General features: G+C 73.1%; 1 protein-coding gene (only partly in view). It reads right to left on the bottom strand.

Features of this window, described 5'->3' with window-relative positions:
* Window positions 1-47: 47 nt before the first annotated feature.
* Window positions 48-22531 carry the 3' end of a hypothetical protein gene (locus ABZ193_RS09960; protein WP_354709583.1) on the bottom strand. The gene runs 30415 nt beyond the window's last position, so 22484 of the gene's 52899 nt are visible here — the last part of the coding sequence; its start codon lies beyond the right edge, outside the window; the stop codon is at window positions 48-50.

Here is a 22531-nt window from a genome sequence, read left to right as displayed (position 1 = left end):
CACTTCCTTCTGCTCGTCGGTCCGCGGTGCACCACCGGCGTCGGGTCTCACGGTACCGCCGGCTTCGTCGTCGTGATGCTCAGGTCGAACTCCTTGCGAACGTACCCGGCGTAGATGTCGACCGGGCGGTCCGCGGCCGGCATGGCCCGGAGCTCGTCCTCGGTGTACTCGCTCAGGTCGGCCTTGGCCACCTCGGCATTGACGCGGAAGTAACGCAGCCGGCCGCTGTCGAGCTGGGCGCGCATCTCCCTGGCGACGCGGCCCTCGTAGCCGCCGCGCTTCTCCATCGCGTCAAGGATGTTGCGCACGTACTGCGGGTGTCCCTGCTCGTAGCCGCCGTTGACGTTCAGCCCGGCGCTCGGGCCCTTCGCCTCCACGATCACGTAGTCGCCGTTGCCGTCGCGGTAAACGGAGTCGAAGTGGTTGGCGCCCCGGTCCGGGACCTTGACCGGCCGCAGGTCGCCCCGGCCCGACTCCCGGTACTCCTTGCGCAGGTCGCGCACCGCGTGCTCGGCCGCGATGTCGCCGAGCTTGTTGTTCCAGTGGTTGCTCGACAGGTCGTTGAACCCGGCCTGGTCGAACTTGTCCAGCGGCGTGGTGAACCGGCTGTCCGGCCGGTGCGTGCCCTTGATCGCGTCGTTCGCCTCGGCCAGGTACTCCTGGAGGTTGGGCCGCCCGGCCGCGAGCAGGTCCGCTTCCGCGCGCCGCGCGGGCGGCAACGTGTCGCGGCGGCCGACCTTGCGGCTGCCCTCGATGGTTTCCGACTTCACCGGCGGCGCCTCGGTGTCGTGCACGACGAACCTGCCGTCGGCGAGACGTCGCAGCACCGGGACCTCCACCCCGCGGTACTTGACGGAGGTGCTCAGGCGCGGGAAGACGCCGTCGGCGCCCATCTGCCGCCAGTAGGTGCGGAGGAACTCCGCCGCCTTGTCGCGGTCCGCGCCGTTGACGATGCTCAGGATTTCCTGGTGGACCTGCGCCTTGCCCGGAGCGGGAACACCGGCGGAATCCGCCCCGCGCAGGTTTTCGTCGAAGCGGTTCCACACCGCCCAGTCCTCGCCGCGGCGGCGCGTGCGTGGCGCGACCGGGTTGATGCCCGGGTCGGCGTTGGCCGGCACCGGCGGAACGGACTGCGCCTCGCCCGGAACCGGCGGTGGCGCCTCTCCGGGCAGCGGCGGAACCCCGTGCACCAGTGGCGCGCCGAGCTCGAGCATCCGGGCGAACACTCCGATGGTGGGCCGGACGGTCAGGTCCGGGATGTCCAGCCGGATCTCGCCGTCTTCCCACACCGGCGTGGCCGCCACATACACCCCGTGCTTGACCTGCGGCATCGTCGCCATCAGCGGCATCCTGGCGTCGGCGAGCGCCGGGAGCAGGTTCTCCAGCGCGGCGACGGTGGCGCCGAGGGCGGGCAGGTGGGACTGGGTCATCTCCAGGCCCGACACGGCCCCAAGCACCCGCTGCACGTGGTCGGCGTTGCCGAAGCGCGGCGCGGCCATCAGACCCTGGTGGATGAGCGCGTTCTCCACGGCCAGCATCCACCGGGGAGCGGACGGCGACGGCGGGATCTGGAACTCGTTCGGCACGGCCAGCTCGCGCACTCCGTCGGGGAGGTGCAACCGGACGAGGTGATCACCGGTGCTGGGCATCTCCGTCACCAGGCGCTGCCGGATGATCTCCGGCCGCGCTCCGGCCAGTGCCCGCAGCACCTGGTAAGCCACACCGGTGCGGCTCCCCTCGGCCTCGAGCCGGCGTGGGTCGAGCGTCTCCATGAACGGCCGTTCGTCGCGACGCCACGGCCAGTGCGGCTGTTCCGCGCTCCGGATCATCGGCCGGTACACCAGCGGATACGGATTGGCCGGGTGGCGCGGGTCCTGACGCGAGAGAACGGAGTCGAGCAGCTCGCCGAACGCCCGGTGCACGAGCACCATGCCGCTCTTGTCCGGCATGTAGTAGAACTCGTGGTCCGCCAGCAGCGCGAGGGCTTCGCCGTTGTCCTGGTTGGCCGCGGTGTAGCCGGCCCGGGCAGCGGCCTGGTCCTGAGCCAGCCGCACGGCGGGGTCCGCGACGCTGCTCCGCTCGGCGGACGGAATCCGTCCCCGCGCAGCCGGCTGGTAGCGCCGCAAATCGACCGCCTGGCCGACGGGCCGGCGCAGGTGATGTTTCCGGACGAGCTCGGCGAGCACGGGAGTCTGTTTCGCGAACGCCCGCACCGCGTCGTCCGGCAGCTCCAGCGGCGTCCCTTCGGCCCCGGCGGACAGATCACGCGGCGCGGCGTACCGCGCGGCGCCGGGGGAGAGCTCGTCCGGGAGTAGCGCCCCCAGACCACGCTCCCACTCCGCCGCCAGCGCCTCCTCGACAGCCTGCTCCGCGGGAACGTCCGGGTTCGCGTCGACGGCGCGGGCGCGGAAGGTCTCCAGGCCGCGCCGCAGCAGGGCCTGATCGCCGCTGACCGCGTGGAACCAGGCGACCAGCTGACGCCGGGCCCGCGGATCGGTCAAGGTCCGGTGGACCTCGCCCAGCTCGCCCAGCTGCTCGGGCTGGACCTCGGACGTGGCCAGCCCGACCGCCCGGGTGACCCACTCCGCGAGCTCGTGGTCCTGCGCCGCGCGGACGTACTCGGCGGTCGGGGGGAGCTGGCTGATCGGGCTCCGCTGCGTGCCGCGCAGCGGCACCGGCTTGCCGTCGCCGTCGATCGCCAGCACGTCGGTTCCGTACTGCGTCGGATAGTCAGGGCGGCGTGTCATGCGCTCCTGGGGCAGCAGCTGCCTGGGCCGGATCCGCGGGCCGATCCCGTACTTCGCGTATATCTCAACGGTCGCCACGGCGGACTGTGCGGCGTTCGCGATGCGTGTGGCGCGTTCGCGGGTCCGGTCGGCGACCTCCCGGATCGTGGGCGGCCGCAGCGACACGCGCTTGCCGCTGATCACCTCGTCCGTCAGCCAGTACAGCGTGCCGTCGTGGTTGATCACGACGACCCCGGCGTGCGGCCCGTGCGGATCCTCGGTGAGCCGGTGCAGCATCACGGCGATCGCCCCGGGCTTGTCCCGGAGGGCGAACTCGATCGCGCTCGGCGCGTCGACGCCCGGATCCTGGCCGGGATAGGTGCGGAACCGCGCGCCGGTGACCTGTTCCACCCGGCCCGCGGCGCCCAGCTCGGAGCCGAACGGCTCGCCGTCGCGGATGCCCTGGAAGGCGACCATCGCGGGGAGCTTGGGGACGCCGAGGTGGTAGATCGACCGGGCGGCGAGGAACGCCTCGAACGCCGAAATCCCCGGCCGCCACAACAGGTGGGCCCACTTCTTCGGGTGCACCTTCTTCAGGAACGCGCCGGTCGCGTCGCTGATAGTGTCCGCAACCTTCTCGAGGGCGCGGGCGATCACCGGCCGCAGCCCGCCCGGCTCGTCGTAGGGTGCGTCGACCTCGGCGCTGGTGTCCGCGGCGCCGTGCGTGGAGTTCAGCAGGGCGAGCAGATCTGGCCGTACCTCGCCGAGGCGGAGCAGCTGGGCGGGGGTCAGCTTCTCGGCGTCGATCAGTTTCAGGACGTGATAGATCCACTCCTCGTCGGACATCTTGCTCGCCGGGTACCGGATCGGTGTCGCGGTTACCACGCCGGTGGGCAGGACCCCGAGCTCGCGTTCCCACATCCTGGTGAGCAGCTCGGCGACGGGGATTCCCTGCGACCGGGCGGTGTTCTGCAGGCTCCGCACCGCCATCGCGAACGCGGCCGGGTCGCCGGTCGTGTGCGCGAGGGCCCGCAGCTGCAGCCGGGCAGGCCGGTCGTCGACCAGCGAATTGTAGAGAGCGGCGACCTCGGGCGGGAACGACGTGGGGTGGGCCGCGACATCGTCGTTGATCATCTCGAGGACGTGGATCTGCTCGGCCAGGCTCTTCCAGGCGCCGCGATCGGCCTGGGGGATCGCCTCCAGGTAGCTCCGGGTGGGCGGACGGGAGCTGAGCTCGGACAGCTCCAGGCCGTTGATCGGCACGGCGGCGGCCACCGCCGCGGACCTGCTCGGTCCGCCGTGAACGATGACGTCGAGGGCGTACACGCCGTCCTCGTGCCGGTACAACGGTTCGGACGCGGACCTGCCGTGCGCGGGGTCGAGGAACACCGGTGATTGTCCGTCGCGGGCGGCGATGGCAGTGACGTGCGGTTCGGCGCCTGCCCGGTGCACCACGACGTAGGCGAACGCGTTGCCGCTGGTGCGCGCCAGGGCGTTCACGACTGTCTGGTAGGCGGCGTCGATCGCCTCGGCCCGCTGAGCCGGATCCAACCGACGCACGTCGACCAGGCGCTGGAACCGTCCACCACGGTCCTCGATGCGGCCGACCGGCTCGCTGCCCAGCGGCTTGCCGGGGTCGCCGTCGGCGAACCCGTCGAACGTCCGCCGCGCCGCGACGTCGATGTCGAGGCCGATCCAGTAGTCGTGGAGCACCATCGCGGCGTCGGCGTGCGCCAGCGGCCCGGCCGGATCGGCCGGCCACGGCGCGAGCAGCCGCACCGCACGTGCCAGGTCGTCCGCGGTGCGCTCGCCGTCCTCGCTCAGCACCGCCTGCGCCATCGCCAGCCGCGAGCCGGGCGAGGGCACCAGGCCACCGCGCTCACCGAGCACCCGCGACGCACGCGCCGGCGGGAACGGCGATTCGCGCGTGATTGCGCGGACCTCGCCGCGGACGACGTTGTGCGCCGCCCACTCCGGCTCCGGAAGGCTGCGCTGCTCCTCCGTCGTCAGCCGGCGCAGCTCCTCGCGGGTGGCGAGGTCGAGGAGGTCCTCCTGCTCGGCGAGCAGAGCGCGGGTCAGCGGCTGCAAGTGCGCCTGGGCGATGGCGTCGAAATCCCGGCCCTCGGGCAGCGCGATCACGATGTCCCCGGCCTGCTCGGCCAGATCGCCCCTCACTGCCCCGTCCCCGTGCTCGGCGACGGCCTCGGCCTGCTGGAGCGCGAGCACGTCCAGGGTGAGGAGCCGTCCGGCCAGCGGGGCGTCGACGGCCGTCGCCTCGTCCGGGCCGCGCAACCTGCCGCGACGCAGCCGCTCGAGCCGGGTCTCGTGGCGCAGTTCGTGCCGCGCCTCGCCGAGCGGGCCGGCGAGCTCCAGCATGGCCTGATCCCGCCTGGTGCCGGGGTCCAGCTCGAGCCGGATGGTGGCGGACGGCCCGGCGGGACTTCCGGCGAACGCCGGCATCAGACGTGGACCGCGCCGGGTCCTGGCGTCGCTGTAGTCCACCACGATCGGCACGCCCGACAGGTGGGCTTGCAGCTCCCCGTCCGTCCGGGACAGGTGCAACTCGGGCAGCAGCCGCGCGAGAGCGGTCAGTGCGAGGTGGAGCTGCTCGCGGTCGTGCCGGACTCGTTGCTCAACATCGTCCCCACGGCCGGCGCCGGTTCCCCCGTCCGTCGCAGCAGCACCGTCGTCCACCCGTTGCGGCGCGCCAGCGGTGTCGGGAACTCCACGGACAGAACCGTCCAGACGCGACCAGTCGCCGAGTCGGTCAGCGTCAGCCCCGGTTCGATCGGCTCCCCGTCCTCCGGCCCCAGTAGCCGGATCCCCGGGAACGCCGCCAGATCGTCCACCTTGGTCACCTGCAGCGTCGTCATCGCCGTCTCCTTCCCCGTTCTGGTGCCCCTCCGCTGCCGATGACCCGGCCTCGCGCACGTGCCGGTCGAGGTCGGACCACCGCCAGCCCTCCTCCAGCTGCTCGGCGCTGACACCGTGCCGCGCGAACACCTCGGCCGCCGGCGTGCCGTCCTCGAGGACTTCGCGCAGCTGCGCCACCGTCTGCGGCTCGTGCCAGCCCGCCTCCTCGGCGAACTCCAGCAGGTCGAGCACCTGGCGCCGGCTGTACTCGGCCATCCGCTGCGCGAGGTAGTGCGCGAGCTGGTCGCGGTCCGCCGACATCACCACGCCGTCGTAGGCGTAGCCGCGGCGGAACAGGTCGAGTGCGATGAAATCCCCGCGCCCGAACCACTTGTTCACCAGCTGGTTCGCCCAGCTGGACAGGCCGCCCGCCAGCACGTGCAGGGCGAAGTTGCGCGGCCTCGGGTCCGGGCGCATCCCTTCGGTGGTGCCGCGGCTGATCGCGCTGCCGAGGTTGCCCGGTCCCAGCTCGTTGACCAGCAGCGCACGCCCGCTCGGCATGCCGAACGCGCCGCGGTGGAACACCTCGGTGATCCGGGAGATCAGGTCCAGCGCGGCGTCCACGTCCTCGCCGATGACGACGAAGCTCGAGTCGACGGAGTTGCGGATCACGCGCGTCGCGCCGCCGGGCTCGCCGGGCACGAACTGGAACAACAGGTGCTGCCGGTGCGCGCCGCGCAGCTTGGCGAACAGCTCCTTGGGGCCCGGCCGCGACAGCCGGTCGACCTTCAGGAGCAGCTGGTTGTCGCCCCGGTCCTCCGCGTCGGCCAGGTGCCGGACGCGGCGCGTCAGCTCACCGGTCTCGCGCATCCGGCGGATCTCTTCGAGCAACGTCCCGGGCGGGACCGGTTCGGGGCCGCGCCGGTCGAGGATCTCCCGCGCCTTCGCGCCCAGGACCGCGTCGTCGAGGTGGGCGGTGAGCAGTGCCCGGAGGCGGGTTTCCGCCGCCTGCGCCTCGGTGGCGGTCGCCCACGCCACGTCGTCCATCGCCCGCGGCGTGGCACCGGCGCCGGGCATTTCCTTGCGCACCTTGACCGCGAACCGCTCGACGGTGGCGCGGGTGGTCACGAACCTCATGGCGCCGTCCGCGGTCCGCTGGGCGGCCTCCGCGGCCGACTGCCCGGCGGCCGCGGTGTTGCCCTGTTCGAGGCTGACCGCGGCGTTCACCGCGCCACTGCCCGCGGCCTGCCCGAACGCGGCGGCGGCGAGCTGCCTGCTGCTCCTGCGATGCAGGTAGCGCTCGCGCATGAGGAGGTCGTCGATCTGCCGGTGGACCGACCGCGCCAGGTCGTCCGCGGGCAGGGTGCCCGCCCACTGCGCGGGCAGGTACGTGAGGAACTCCCGGACGTCGGTCGCGCCCCGCTTGTAGATGCCGGTGTGGCTCGTCATCGGCGCGGCCGTGGTGGGCAGCTCGTCGGAGACACCGATCGTGATCCGCAGCTCGCCCGGCAGCTTGGGGGTGTGCGGGCGCGGTTTGGCGGTGATGATCACTGTCAGCCCGTCGCCGTCGCGGATCGCCGCGGCGATCTCCTCCTCGGTGAACGCTTCGCCCGCGGCCTTCCGCTTCGCCTGCTCCGCCGCTGCCACCGCCGTCTCTCGGGCGACGCGCTCCGCCGCTGCTGCCTCCGCCCGGGCCGCGGCGAGCTCCGCCTCGCCGGTCTCCTCCGCGGCGGCGACCGCGTTCTTGGCCGCCTCGTGCGCGGCTGCCGCCTTTTCGGCCGCGATCTCCTCCGCGGTCAGGAACCGGACAGCCTTCACCCCGGGGTGGCTCGCGGCACGGAGGACCATCTCCCCGGCCGCCTGCGCGATCAGCGCGGCCGGCTCAGCGGGCGCCAGTGGCCGCGCGGGTTCCGCGGGCAGGTGCGCGTCGATCTCCGCGCGCACGCCCCGGACGATCCCGTGCGCGGCGTCCATCAACCGCAGCGCCGTGTCCGCCGCCTGGATCTTGGCGCCGACGCCGATGATCTCCTGGAACCCCTGCTGTGCCCGGACACCGTCCTCCCATAGCTTGTACGCGAGCATGAGGTCCAGCCAGTTGCGGTGCCGCGCCTTCACGACGCCGCCACGGGCTCCGCCGCTGCCTGCGACCAGCGGTGCGATCAGTTCCGGGCTGCCCGCGGCGAGGTTGAAGGCGGTGGTGATCGCGGCTTCCATCGGCAACGTCGCGAAGTGCTCCTTCGCCAGGGTCGCCAGGCTGGGCTGGATCCACATCTGCTCGCCCTTGACCACGACGTCGACCAGCTGCTCGGACACGGCGGCCCGGATGGCGTCGGGCCCGGCGGAGTAGGTGTTGGGCGAGACGCCGATCCAGTAGCGCTGCTCCAGCGTGGGCACGTGCCCGCCCTTGAGGATCTGGTACGAGCGCTCGAGACCTCCCACCACCAGCGAGACCTTCAGCGTCTCGCCGCTCGGCAGCTCCAGCACGAGCGTGCCGGCGTCCCGGACGGACTGCTTGCCCGCGTCCCGCGCGGCGATCCGCTCGTCCTCCCAGCGCGCCGACCGCATCCGCTCGAACGTCCGCTGCAGATCGGTGCTGTACAGGTAGGTTTCCGGGAATTCGCCCGCCGCCAGCTGCGCCGCGATCTCCGCGCCTGCCTGCCCGACCAGTTCCTGGAACTCGGCGAGTTCCGCGGTGGTCAGCCGGGCGGGCAGCTCGGCCGGGGGCACGTCCGGCATCCGGTTGCCGGTGAGTTCGGCCAGAGGCTGCAGCGCCGTGGCGGCTTCGCGTGCACCCTCGGCGATCGAAGTCGCGGTGGGGCCGATGCCGCCGCGCATGAGGGCCGCGTCCTGGAGCGCGAAGTCCATCAGCGCGTTGATCAGGTTGGCGTACGCGATGTAGTCCGCGACCGGGCCGAGGACGACGGACCAGCCGAGGTAGACCCCGCGGCCGACGAGGAACACGGTGCTGAGCCCCTGGCCGGCCAGCAGGGACGCGAGCGTCCCGGCGGCCACACCCGCACCACCGCCGAGCTGCGCCATGAGCGCGGCGCGGATCTGCACCACGGCGTCGGGCAGCTCCGACCGGTAGGCGGAGACCTGTGCCTCCAGGATCCGGTCCCGGGCGTCGTCGGCTTCACCGCGGGTGGCGTCCGGCCGCACCGCGACGACCGACTGGGCCGCGTGGACCCACCGCACCGGCACCGCCGCCGGCATCGGCAGGTCCACACCCTCGGTGGGATCACCGTGCTCCCGGATGTACTCCTCGAGGTCCTCCGCGGTGGAGATGGTCACCCCGAACCGGTCCTCGATCCAGTCGGCCTTCCTGCGCAACCGGAACTCGGCGGCCAGCGGGTGCGTCCCCGCCTCGATCTCGGCGAGCGAGGGCCCCACGATGGATTGCAGGGTGAACCCGGCGCGGGGCAGCCGGCCGCCCCGCGACTCTTCGGTGCCCGACCACCAGTCGACCTTGTCGACGTTGTGGTAGTACCGCTCGACGGCGGCGAGCCGGTCGGGCGGTTCCTGCTCGTGCACGGGGGTGTACAGCGACGTGACCGGGAACTGGTCGGTCTGCGTCACCGACACGTGATAGATCCGGTCGTCCAGGACGCCCTTGGCGCCCGGGAACCCGAGGCCCTTCTCGCGCAGGCTGGACAGCCAGTGCGCGAACCCAGGCGCGGGGTGCTCCTCCGCGGTGCGCAACTGCGCGAGCAGTTTGAGCATCGCGAAGGCGTCGGTGCTCCGGCCGCGGAAGCGGGGGTGCGTCAGCAGGACGTCCTCGAGGAGGTTGAACCTCGCGTCGCTGCGGCTGATCGCCTTGTTCAGCCCGAGACCGTGGTCCTGGCCCGCCGCGTCACCGCTCACCAGGCGCTTGAGCTCGTCCTCCAGGGTTCGGAGCTCGGCCGCCGCCTGCCGCACCGCCGGGTCGGGGTTGTCCGCGAAGTCGCGAGCCCTCGCGCCGGACAGATCCTGCGCGGTCAGGGACCGCACGATCCGCTGGTGGTGCTCGGCGAGGTCGAACAACCGCTGGACGGCGGCGAGGTCGCGTTCGGACAGTCCCGCCACCGTCAGCTTGCCGCTGGTGCCGACAGGGTCGGGGCGCAGCGCCCGGGGCGCGTCCTGCTCCGGGTCGATGTCCTCGCCGTGCGCGACGAGACGCGGGTGTTCCGCGTACACCCGGTCGAGCGCCTGGTTTTCCCCGGCGAGTTCCGACAGGGCGGCGGCGAACGGGACGTGCAGCTCCTCGGCGCGCTGGAGCTCGCGTTCCAGGCGCGACCGCGCGGCTTCGGCGCGCTGCTCGGCAATGGTCGCCGAGGCGCCGTCCGGCTGCGGCCGGCCGCTCGCCCGCTCCTGCTCGACGACCTGGCTCCACAACGTGTGCTGCGCCAGCGCGACCGCGGCACGTTCCAGTTGCGCCTGGTGGTCGTCCCGGGCGGTTCGGATCTGCTCCAGCAGGCCGGCGAGCCGCCGGTACCGCTCGGTGAGCGCGAGGTCGGCCTCGCTCGCACCGGTCTCGCGCCGCGCCACCAGCTCGGCGAGCTCGCGCGACAACCGCTCGGCGCGCGGACCGATCGCGTCCAGCAGGCCGATCATCGGGGCCGCCAGTTCCTCGGCCCGCTGCATCGCCGCGATCGGGTCGTCCGCCCGTGCGGGAACCGCGGCCAGCGCCGCCCAGCCACGCTGGTGCGCCTCCGCGAGGGTGCGCATCTCCCGCAGCTGCGCCCGCACCGACCGGTCGGCCGCGAAGTCCTCCGACGGCGCGGGACGCCCGCCGTGGAACAGGTACTTCACCGGCTCGCCGTCGCCCGGATCGGGCAGCTGGTCCGGCTCGGCGACCGGCGGCCGCGAGGGGCGGCCGTGCAGGCGGTCCACGGCGGCATCCGCGTGCGCTTCGGCATTGCGCTCGAGCGCGTCGACCAACGGCTTGGTGGGCACGACCCCCGCGCGCAGCTGCGCGGCGTGCGCCAGCTCGTGGGCCAGCACTCGGACCAGCGTCTCGACCGACTCGAACGCCTCCGGCATCAGCCAGATCACCCCGCCGCCCAGGTGCGTCGGCGTGACGCCCTTCTGGCCCTCCTCCCGCATCGTCCGGGCCAGCTCGGCGTCCTGCACCATCCCGATTTCGACACCGGTCGCGTCGAGACCCGCCCGCGCGGCGACCCAGCGAACCGTCTCCGGCGAGACCTCCAGCGGGCCGGACGGCAGCTCCGGCAGCTCGGTGACCGCGGTGGTGCCGCCGGTGTGCTCCTCGATGAGCGCACGCACCGCGGGTTCGCTGAACCGGCGACCGGTGCCCCACAGCTCGTGCGCCTTGTTCAGTTTCGCCGTGAGGTCGGCGACCAGCACGTCCTTGCGCGCGTCGGTGGTCGCCGTGTCGGCGAAGGCCTCCGCGACCCGCGCGGTGTCAACGAGGGCCGACTTGATCCAGGCGTGGTTCTGGTAGCGCGGCAGGTCCTCCTCCCACCCGGCGATGGCCTCGGCGGGCATCAACCGGGTCCAGCGCTCCATCAGCTTCGCGTGCTCGGCGTCGGAGTAGCCCATGTAGTAGAGGTGGTTCGCGAGGTCGGCGACCGGGTCGCCGTACAGCGCCAGTTCCCAGTCCAGCACGGCGATGTCGTTCTCGCGGACGAGGATGTTGCCCCGGTGCAGGTCCATGTGCACCAGGCCGAACCGGCGCCGGGTCAGCTCCTGCCAGCTGTCGCGCACCACCGCGAGCGGATCGTCCGGCACGCCGAACGCGTCCAGCAAGGCGCCGTGCTCGTCGGCAACCTGGTCGTGCACCGTCTCGGTCATGTCGGACAGCCGGCGCGCGAAGCCCGCCGTGTCCCCGCTGGCCGGCCAGCCGGCCGGAAGCATCGGCAGCTCGGCGGCCACGGCGTGGCTGGCCTCGGCGAGCAGCGCCGCGATGCCGTCGAGCAGGTGATCGGGTGCGGCCTCGTCCGTAGCGAGGAGCCGACCGTCTTCGAACGCGTGGACCTGACTGCCGCCGAGCGACTGCCACATGCGAGCGGCGTTCGACACGAACGCGTTCCGGGCGGCCGGGGCCATCGCCTGGTACAGGTCCGCCTCGTGCCAGATCCGGAGGTCCATGTAGGTCGCGTCGGCGGCCGGGACGCGGACGATCACCTTCCCGAACCCGGTCCGGACCATGACGTTGGTGTTGTAGTTCCCCGCGAGGCCGGCGCCGTCCTGGACCTTGGCCATGGCCAGGGCGATGACCGTCTCGCCCCACTTCTCCCGCAACTCCCGGTGCTCGAGGTCGCGGTCGGCCGGGTGCACGCCCTGCTCCCGCATCTCGTCCTCGATCAGCGCCAGCAGCTCAGCAGCTTCGCGCTCGGCGAGCGTGGGCGGCTGGTTGTCGCGCACGTGCTGGTCGAGGTCCGCCCACGTCCAGCCGTCGGGCAGCTGGTCGGCCCGGACGCCGTGGTGCACGAACACCTCGGCGAGCGGGCGCGCGCCCTCGGCGAAGACATCGCGCATGATCTCGATCGTCTTCGGGCTGTAGAAGCCGGCCACCTCCGCGAACTCCAGGAAGTCGAGCTGGCGACGGCGCAGGTGATCGGTGATCTGCCGGGTCGCGTAGTGAGCGAGCTGGTTGCGGTCCTCGCCCATCACGGCGCCGTCGTAGCCGTAGCGCAACCGGTTCTGCTCCAGCGTCAGGAACTCGCCGCGGCGGTTCCAGCCCGCCGACAGGACGTTGAACAGGACCGACACCTTCGCGGTCAGCACCTGCATGGCGGCGTGGAAGAGGTTCGTCGCCGGCCCGATCCACGCGGTGAGCAGCCGGGCGAGGAGGTTCGGGACGTTGCCGGTGGCCAGGTCGCCGTACATCAGGTCGAGCATCCCGGGCACACCCGTGTACCCCAGGTGCGCGGCCTTGACGAGGAGGGCCATCAGCTGGACCGCGGTCTCCGGGTCCTCGCCCTTGATCAGGTAGGCGGAGTCGTAGCTGTTGACCACGAGGTGCGTGGGGGCGCCGGGCACGCCGGCCTGGAACCGGAAGATCAGTTGCTGGCGGTGCGCGCCCTGTGCCTTGGCGCCCAGCTCCCACGGCCCGGGATGGCGGACCTTGTCGATGTAGAGCACGAGTTCGCCGCGGCCCATCCGGCGCGCCATGGCCAGGTGCTCGATGCGGCGGGTGAGCTCGCCGCTCTCGATCATCTCGTCCAGCTTCGAGAGCAGCGACTCGGGCTCCGCGAACTCGGCGTCCCGGCGCGCCAGGATCTCCCGTGCCTTGGCCCCGAACTCGGGGTGGTCGGCGTAGGACGCCAGCACCTCCCGCAGGTTCTCCTCCTCCCGGCGGATTTCGCGGGCCGTCATCCACGCGAGGTCGTCCATCGCCCGCGGGGTCGCGATGAGCGGGCTGACCTCCTTCTGCATCCGGATCGACAGGCGCTCGAACCCGCTGCGGCCGGTGACCATCCGCATGATTCCGTCGAGCGTTTTCTGGATGACGTCGGTGACGGTCTGGCCCGCGGCGGGGATGTTGTCCTGCTGCAGGCTCAGAGCGACGCTCATCCCGCCGCTGCCCGCCGCCTTGCCGCCGGCCGCGCTGCCCAGCTGTCCCATCGACCGCGGGTGCAGGAAGCGCTCCCGCTCGACGAGGTCGTCGGCCTCCCGGTGCAGCCACTCCGTGAGCTCGGCCGCGGGCAGGCGGGTGTCGCCCCTGGACCACTGGGCGGGCAGCAGCACGGTGAACTCGCGGACGTCGGTCCGGCCGCGCTTGTAGAGGCCCGCGCGGGTGACCGCGGGCATGGTCGGCACGGGCAGTTCGGCGCTGACCCCGATCCGGAGCCGGATCTCCGCGGGGATCTTCGGGGTCCGCATCCGGCCCTTCGCCAGCGCGACGAGCGTGAACGACCCGCCACCGGCCTCCAGCGCCTCGGCCTGCTCGAACCTGATTTCCTCGGCCAGCTCCGCCGCGGCCCGCTCGTCCTCGGGCGTTCCGCGGCCGGCCGCGATCGTCTCGGCCAGCTCGATCAGCCGTCGCTCCCGCTCGACCGACACGCGCCTGGCCTCTTCCGCCACCCTGGCCGCCTCCTCGGACGCGGCCTTCGTGGTCTTGACCGCTTCTTCGGCGTCCCGCTGGGCGGCCCGGGCCCGCTCGGCCGCCGCGGTCTTCTCCGCGACCTCATCCGCGGCGGCCTCCTTCACGGCCTTGGCGGCCTTCTCCGCCGCCGCCTTGGCCTTGGCGGCGGCCTCGACGGCGCTCTTGTGCGCGGCGACGGCCTGTTCCGCGCGGACTTCGTCGGCGGTGAGCAGCCGGGCGTCCTCGATTCCCGGCCGGGTGCGGATGCGGTCCCGCATCTGGATGGCGCCCTCGTGGAGCATCCGCCCCGGATCGTCGGGCACGTACTCGGGATCCGCCTGACTGGCGGGCAGGAAGCGGCGGATCTCCGCGCCGAGCTTCCGGTTCAGCTCGGCCGCGGAACCCATGAGCCGCAGGGAATCCTCGGCCATCGCCGTCCGCGCGCCCGTGCCGACCAGCGCCTTGAAGCCCTGGCGTTCCCGGACCGCGTCCTCCCACAGCTTCCGGGCCAGCGCCAGGTACTTGAAGTTCAGGTAGCGCGAGCTCACCATGCCGCCGCGGCCACCGGCGCTGGAGCCGATCGAGGACCCGAGCATGTTCCAGCCGCCCGTCGCGGCGGCGAACCCGGCGGTGATCAGGACCTCCAGGGGGTAGGTCCCGTACAGCTCAGTGATCAGGGACCGCAGCGGCGGCTGGAGCCACAGCTGTCCCGCCTTGATGACCACGTCGACCAGCTGCTCGGAGACCGCCGCGCGGATCGCGGCGTCGCCGGCGCGGTAGACGTCCGGCGAGATGCCGATCCAGTACCGCAGCTCGGTGGAGGGCACGTCGCCGCCCTTGAGCAGCTGGTACGACCGGTCGAACCGGCCGACCTCGAGCGAGACCTTGACGTGCTCGCCGGTCGGCATCGTGAACATCAGCGTGCCGGCGTCCTGCACGGCCACGGTGCCGGCGTCGCGGTGGGCGATGCGCTCGTCGGACCAGCGCACGTCGGTCAGCTTCGCGAACGTCTCGATCAGATCTTCCCGGCCGCGCAGGTGAGTCCGCGGGAAGTCGTTGTCCACGAGCTGCTGGGCGATCTCGCCACCGACGGTGCTGAGCTTGTTCTGGAAGTCGGCCGCCTCGTTCCCGGTGAGCGGCTCCGGCTTGCTCGGCGGGGCGGTCTCCGGGACGCTGCGGACGGCGGCCAGGTCGGCCATCGGGCGCAGCTCCTCGGCGGCCTCGTGCTTGCCCTCCTCGAGCGAGTCGGCGGTCGGGCCGATGCCACCGCGCATCATGAACGCGCGCTGCCGCCGCATCTCGTTGGCGGCCTCGGTCTGCTTGCCCGTCGCCGTGACGTAGGACCACGGGGCGAACAACCCGGCCCACGCGAAGTAGAACAACCGGCCCAGCAGGTACAGCGCGCTCACGCCCAGACCGGAGAGCAGCCCCGCGGCGGTGCCGACCACGATGCCGATGAGGTTGCCGCCCTGCGCCAGCATCGTGGTCCGCGCCTCGATGCCCGCCGACGGGTTCTGCGACCGGAAGGCGGCGACCTCCCGCAGCACCAACCGGTGCAGGGCCTCCTTGGCCGCCTCCGGGTCGCCGTCCGGCCGGACGGCGACGACCAGCTGCCCGCCCTCGACCCAGTAGACCGGGATCAGCGCTGGCAGCGGTAGGTCGAGGCCCGCCGTCGGGTCGTGCCCGAGCCGGCTGATGAACTTCGCGAGGTCGGCTTCGCTCTCGATGCGTTCACCGGGGTGGTTCTGCTCGATCCAGGCCGCCTTGCCGTGGAAGCGGAACTGCTCCGCCAGCGGGTGATCGCCGGCGCGAATCTGCTCGGCGGTGGGACCGACGTTGATCTGCATGGTGAAGCCGGACCGGAAGACGCGGCCGCCGCGGGTCTTGTCCGTGCCCGAGTACCACACGACCTTGACGATGTTGTGGAACGACGGCTCGCCGACGGCCACCATGTCCGGCGGCGCCTGCTCCTCGACCGGCACGTACAGGCCCTTGATCGGGAACTCGTTGACCTGCGTCAGCTTGATGTTGTAGAGCCGGTCGCCGAAGACGCCCTTGACCTCGGAGTTGCCGAAGGTGCCCTGCAGGACCTCCTTCATGACGGCGGCCCAGGCGCCCGCGGGGTGTTCGTCCGCCTGGGCGAGCTGCGCGAGCAACCGCACCCCGGCGGGACGCACGCGGCCGCGGAACCGGCGGTGGCTGATCATGACCTCTTCGAGCAGCTTGAACCGGTGGTCGCTGCGGGCGAGCGCGACGCTGAGGCCCAGCCCGTGGTCGGTGGCGGCGGCGTCGCCGCTCACGAGGCGCCGGAGCTCCTCCTCGACCGCCGCCAGCTCAGCCCCGAGCTGGCGGAGCGCCGGGTCGGCGTGCTGGGCCAGCTCGGCGAAGTCCGCCGCGCGACGGCCCTCGTAGCCCTGCTCGCGCAGGGCCCGCACCATCGCGTCGTGCTGGCCGAGCAGTTCGACCAGGTGCTCGATGGCCGCCAGATCCCGCTCGGCCACGGTCGATGCCGTCTGCCGCCCGAGTCCTTCGACGTCCGCGCGGAAGACCCTGGACCGGTCCTCGGCCGGGTCGATGTCCTCGCCGTGCGCGGCGAGGCGGGGGTGCTCCTCGTGGATCTGCTCCAGGGACTCGGTTTCCCGTACCAGTTCGCCGAGTGCGACCTCGAACGGCCTGCGCAGCTCGTCGACGCGCCGGAGCTCGGTCTCCAGCTCGCGTGCGGCCTCGCGCGCGTACAGGTCCGCGAGAGCCGGCGTCACCGTTTCGCCGCCCAGCACCGGCAGCGGCCCGTTCGCGGCTTCCGCGGCCCGCGCCTCTTCGGCGAGTTCGGTCCACGCCGTGAGCCCGTCGAGCGCGGTGTGCGCGAAGGTCAGCTGCTCCTGCTGGTCCTCCCAGCGCGTCCGCACCAGGTCGAGGGCCCCGGTCAGGCGCTGGTACCGGCGGGTGAGGGCGACTTCGGCGCGGCTCTCTCCCGGTTCGTGCCGCCGGGCCAGCTCGGCCACCTGGCCCCGCAGCTCGTTGACGCGCTCCCCGATGGCTTCCAGCAGCTTCGTCATCGGTTCCGCGAGTTCGTCGGCGAGCGCGATCGCGGCGGCCGGCCCTTCCTCGGCGGCCTCCCGGAGCCGCTGTTCCGCCTGCACCAGCCCGCCGGATCCGCGCTGGTGGGCGTCGACGAGCGTGAGCAGGTCCTGCAGCCGGGCCCGCACCTGGCGGTCGTCGCGGAAGTCCGGCTCGGTCACCGGCGCCGCGGGGGTGGCGGGCACGAGCGCGGTCAGCTCGGCGGCCACGTCCATTTGCGCGTACCCGTGGGTGACGGCGGCGCCCGGGATCTGCCCGGTGAGCCAGGCGGCGAAGGTCGCGCCGTGGGCGTGCAGCGCCGCCCGGATGCGGTCGCGCACCGCTGGGGACACCTCGGCGCCGCCGCTTCCGCCGGAGAAGAAGCGGTGCAGCATGGCGTCCGCGTCGCGGCTGAGTTCCGCCTGGCGAGCGCGCGGGAGGCGCTCGATCTCGGCGAGCGCGGCCGGCACGAAGTCGGCGTCCGAGCCGGGGAGCAGCGCGTGCGCGGTCAGCCCGTCGGGCAGGCTGTGGAACGCGTCGCCGATGGCGGTGGGGTCGGCTTCCGCGAACTGGCGGCGCTGCGCGGCAGTGACGAAGTGGTCGCCCAGCACCATCAGCGCGGCGACCTCCCGCAGCCGCAGCAGGTCCGCCTGCGTCAGGTCGGCGGGGATGCCGGCCCGCTCCAGCCACTCGGTGAAGGCCGCCGTGTCGTCCGCGCGGAAACCGAACCAGGGCGCGGCGTCCGCGATCGACCGCGCAACCACCTGCGGCGGAGTCGCGTTGAGCGCCGCGGTCAGCCCGGTGCCCAGGTCATCCGGCCAGCGCTGCGCCAGCTGGGTCAGGTACTCGGCGCCGTGGATGTGCGCGGCCCGCACGGCCTGCGGCAGGAGGTCACCGAAGGTGCGGTGCAGCGCGGGCAGGTCGAGGTCCCGGCCCAGCAGCGCGTAGGCGTTGTCCGCGTGCTCGACGGTCTCCCGCAGGACGTCGAACGGCACCGACGGCGTCGGGCGGGCCGGCACGGCGGGGATTTCGGCGCCCTGCCACGCCGGATCGAACCGGTTGAAGGTGAACCCGCGCTCGACGCGCCGCACGTTCCACGGGGCCACCTCGGTCGGCGCGGGTGGCCGCGGCACGGGCCGCTCGGCCAGCATCTCGCGGGTCCGCGTGCTCAGCCGCTCCAGCTTGACCTGCTCGAAGTCGAGTCCCGCCGGCAACGCCCGCCGGATCTCGTCCTCGAGCGCGAGCATGTCGGCGAGCGTGGTGAGCTGACGGCCGGCACGCTGCTGGGCCATGACCTCGAGCACGGCCAGCCGGCCGACCACCTCAGCCGACGGAACCGGGAGCTTGCGCCGCCGCAATCCGCGGAACAGCCGCTCCGCGGGCAGTTCCTCCAGTTCGTGACGGGACTTGCCGATCTGGAAGGCGATCTCCCGCGCGGTCACTTCCGGGGTCAGTCCCGCCGCGACCGCGATCCGGATCGCGGGGCCACCCCGGCCGCCTGGTTCCAGTCTCGACGCGGACCTGGCGCCGCCGAGTTCGCCGTCGTCCCCGATGACCACCTCGGCCGGAACGCTGCCGACGTGGAACCGGACGCGGCCGCTGCCCTCCTCGTCGATCCTGACGCGCGGCAGGCCGGCACGCACGGACTGCATCGCGGGGGCCAGCACTTCACCGGCGCTCGTGTCCACGACGCGAGCGGAGATCACGACCCGGCCGTCCTCACGTGACGTGGTGATCTCCAGCCGCCCTCGCCGCGCGGGCGGTGCCGGGTCCAGGTCGCGCGTGCCGGTGGTGATCCGCACCTCCGATCCCGGAGGCAGCGTGGCGCCGAGCTTCTCCAGCTGGTACCAGCTGAGCTGCCGGGTCGGCCAGTGTTCCATGTGGACGGTCACCGGGTCACGGGTGGCGGCCGGGGCGCCGGCGGCCTCGGCCCGGTGGACCGCGAGCCGCTCCTGAGCGTGCTGCAGTTCGTAGGTGTGGTCGTTCGGCCGGGCGGAGAGACGCTTGACCGCCTCGGTGTAGGCCGCCACGTAAGCCGCCGCGTCGGTGGCGCCCTTGCGCGCGGTCACCGTCACCCCCGGCTCGCCGGTCAGCACGATCTCGGTGGCGCCGAGGGTGACGAGGAGGTCGACGAGATCGCCTGCCTCGTTGCGCACCTTGCTCGCCGGGAAGGTCACGGCGCTCTGCTCGGCGGCCCGTGCCCGGAACAGGCCGCCGTCGCGGAGGGCTTCGAACGCGGCCACGATCTCGCCCGTGGACGGTGGGTGCGAGATCGCCTGCAGGCCGTCGATCGTGACCTCGGCGAAGGAGCCGCGTGCCGGGGCCGCGGGGGCGATGTCCCGTCGCGACTCGGGCCAGGTCAGATGCCGGGCGGACAGGACGACATCGGCGGGGCCGGGGGCCGGCAACGCGGACGCCTCGCCGACCAGCAGGCGCGGGCCCTCGGCTCGCGGCACGGCGGGGAACTCGCGCGGCAGCGCGGCGACGAGCCGGCGTTCGCCGGAATCCGACGTCTCCTCGTGCACGCGCAAGAACCATTCGCCGAACGCCGCACGCGCCTCCACGATGAGGTCCGCGTCGGTGTCCGGGCCGAAGGCGACCACGACGCGGCCGTCGCTGTACAGCAGACGTGCCACGCGGGCCGCGGCCGCGCCCATGCCGCCGGTGACCGGATCGCGGGCGAGCCGGTCCAGGACGATCTCGTCGTACTGCGCCGAGTCCGCCACCTCGTCCAAGCGCCGTGCGTCGAGCGTCCCTGTCCACGGGGTCTCGGCGTGCCACGGCAGCCCGGGTTCGTCCATCTGCGCCCGCGGTTGCTCGTACCGCCCGTCCGCGGCGAACTCCAGCGCGAGCAGCCCGGTGGCGCCCACCGCCGCGATATCTGCGGGCGACGGGAAGCGCTCCGTGCCGAACGGGTGCTCGGCGGCGCGGCGGAGGACCTCGTCCGCCCGCGCGACCTCACCACGCAGGACCTCGGCCAGGTGGGCGCGTACGGCGTCCTGGTCTCCCCGCAGCTCGGAAGGGGTCAGCCGGTGGCCCCGCACGCGACGCTCGACGTCCTTGACCGTCTCGGTGTCCCAGCGCTTGGCGCGCTCGACGCGGGCGAGCAGGTCTGTCACGACGGCGCGCCGTTCCCGCAACAGCTCCACGACCTCCGCGGCGTCCCGGCGGCCCTGGTCGTCGGCGGCCCAGCCATGGGCGCCCGGCTCGAACCGCTTGACGCCGGTAATGGCACGCGAGGGCAGGTGATCGAGGTCGAAGCCGGCGCCGCGCAGGGCGTTCTCGATGACGGCGCGGTCGGCGTTCCGGCCGGTGGTGATCGACACGGTCGATCCGACCGGCAGCGCCGCACCTGCCGCGCGGAGGACCTCACCGGTCAGGTCCGCGTGGTCCCACCGTTCGATCCGCAGCCGCACCGGCGGCCGCGGCTCCACGGTCTGCGCGGCGGCCGCCGCCTGGTGCCGGGCGTGCTCCGCGTGGGCGTGCTCGAGCATCGCCCGCAGCCGCGCGTCGTCGCTCCGCGAAAGCTCCGCTTCGATCCGGTCGATCGCCGTGGCGTAGACCTGGGCGTAGCCGGACGCGTCGGAGGGACCCTTGACCATGTGCACCGCGACGGTGTCGGTCCAGAGGCCGGTGAACGTCAGGTCGGTCGCGCCGAGCGAGACCGCCGCGGCGACCAGGTCGCCGGCGTGCGGCGCGAGGTCCGCACTCGTGACCATCGACACCCGGCCGCCCTCCGGCACGGCCTCGAAGGCGTTGGGCAGCGCCCCGATCGCCGGGCCGGTGAAGGCGTCGATCCGCACACCCTCGAAGTGGACGGCGTCGAACTCACCCACGGGCAGCGGGTTCGCCGCGGCATCAGGCTGGGTCACGGCGTCAGTGTTCACCGCGAGGTCGCCCGGGCCCGGGGGCGGCGTGCCGGGCGCGCGATCGCCCCCGATCACAAGCCGGTTCCCGGCCGGGATGTCCGGGTCCACCGGCCGTGCGCGCTTCGCCCAGCCGACGAGACGTCCGTCGCCCCAGTCGTCGATCTCGGCGCCGATCTCACCGAAGTACCACTCCAGGGCGGCGCGGATCTCCGCCACGGGAGCGCCGCGTTCGACCTCGACCACGAGACGTCCGTCGTGACGCAGCGAGCGCCAGGCCGCGCCGACGACCTCGGCGACGCCACCGGTCGCCGGCTCCGGCCGGACGCCGCGCAGCACGATCTCCGGGGCGGGCTCCCCGCGTGCCGATCGCACGGCGTCGGCGGTGGCGTCGTCGACCACCAGCTGTCCGGACGGCGCCGGCCGCGGACCCGGCGCGGTGCCCGGATCGTCACCACCGTCGTCCCGGGACAGGTCCTGGAACGCGGCCCACGTGCCTGCGGCGCGCAGGACGTCCTCGCCCGGCCAGGGATCGGTGTAGCCGTGCAGCAGGACCGGTGCACCCACCTCGACGACGTCGTTCGGAGACGGGAATCCGGTGGTGCCGAACTCGTGCTCTGCTGCCCGGAGCAGCACGGTGTCGGCATCCCGTACCGCGAGCCGCAGCCGGTCGGCGTGCAGCGGGCCGTGCTCGGTCTGGAACGGGCTGCCCTGCCCGAGCGCTCGGGCCATCGCGTCGCGCTGCTCGCGCAGGTGTGCCAGTGCCCGCGCGGCGTCCTGCCTGCCGCGCTCCCCCGGGTGCCAGCCGTACCCGGCCTTGGCGAGGTCGACGCCACGGTGCCCGCTCACCTCGTGCAGGAGATGGGTGAGACCGGCCTCGCGGTAGTTCGCCACCAGAATCTGGTTCACCTGCGAGGTTCGCTCCGAGTACCGGCGAGCATCAGGAGAGTCCGGGTTGCGGTGCTCGGCCCACATCCGGCCGTCCGGCTCGCGGTGCAGGCGCACCTGCAACGTCGCGTCGTCCGCGTTGCCGCGGCCGATCGCGAAGGTCAGCGTGACGGTGTCCCGGCCGGCGGCGCTGACGGTGGCCAAGTCGGCGAGCCGGACCTCCCGGCTGGTCAGGTCGATGTAGGGGAACCAGCCGCGCACCGTCTGCTCGATGTCCGGCGCCCATTGTCCGCGGTGCGGGAAGAACCCGGCGATGCCGTCCGGCCGCTCACCCGGCTCCGGCGCGGGGGCGCCCTGGAGCGGCACGTCCATCGGCGACCGGGTGTATCCGCGGAGGACGGCCTTGTCGGTGCTCGTCTCCAGGGTGACCTGGACACCCGCGGTGTCCAGGATCGTCCGGATCACGGCCACCGGAGCGGCGGCGGACGTGCTGATGTGGACGGTCGACCCCGCCGGCAGTGCCTCAGCCAGCTGGGCGAGCGTCTCGCTCGTCAGGTCCCGGTGGTTCCAGTGGTCCAGGCGCAGCTCGACCGGGCCAGGGCGCCGTCCCGTCGCGGTGTGGGCGGCGAGCCGCTCGCGCGCGTGCGCCAGCGCGTCCCGCAGCTCGGCCGGGGCGTCCGCGTTCGCCGCTCCTGCCGCTTCGAGGCGCCGCACCGCTTCGGTGTACACCCGCGCGTAATCGGGGTCCTGGTCCTCGGCGAACCGGCTGGGTCGGCCGTCGAGCTGTTCGATGGCGGGGCCGCCCTTGCGGGCCGTGATCGCAACGCCCACATCCCCGGTCGCGGTGATCGAGACGGCCCCCGAAGCGATCAGCGCGCGCACCAGATCGGGCAGGTGCGGAGCGACCCGGACGCCACCCGTGATCGTCAGCGTGCCGTCCGTGCGCACAGCCGACATCCCGTTCGCCACCGCCGCGATCGCCGGCCCGGTGAACGCCGCCGGCGGCAGGTCCTCGAACAAGACCTGGGCGAACTCGCCGTCCGGCACGGTGCGCGCGATGTCCGCCCCGGCGGTGAACACCGGCCCGGGTCCGGGTGCGGTCAGGACCGGGCGGC

Origin of the sequence: Amycolatopsis sp. NPDC006125 (genome assembly GCF_040614195.1) — a bacterium.
Taxonomy (GTDB): domain Bacteria; phylum Actinomycetota; class Actinomycetes; order Mycobacteriales; family Pseudonocardiaceae; genus Amycolatopsis_E; species Amycolatopsis_E tucumanensis.
This window is presented reverse-complemented; position numbering and strand designations above follow the sequence as displayed.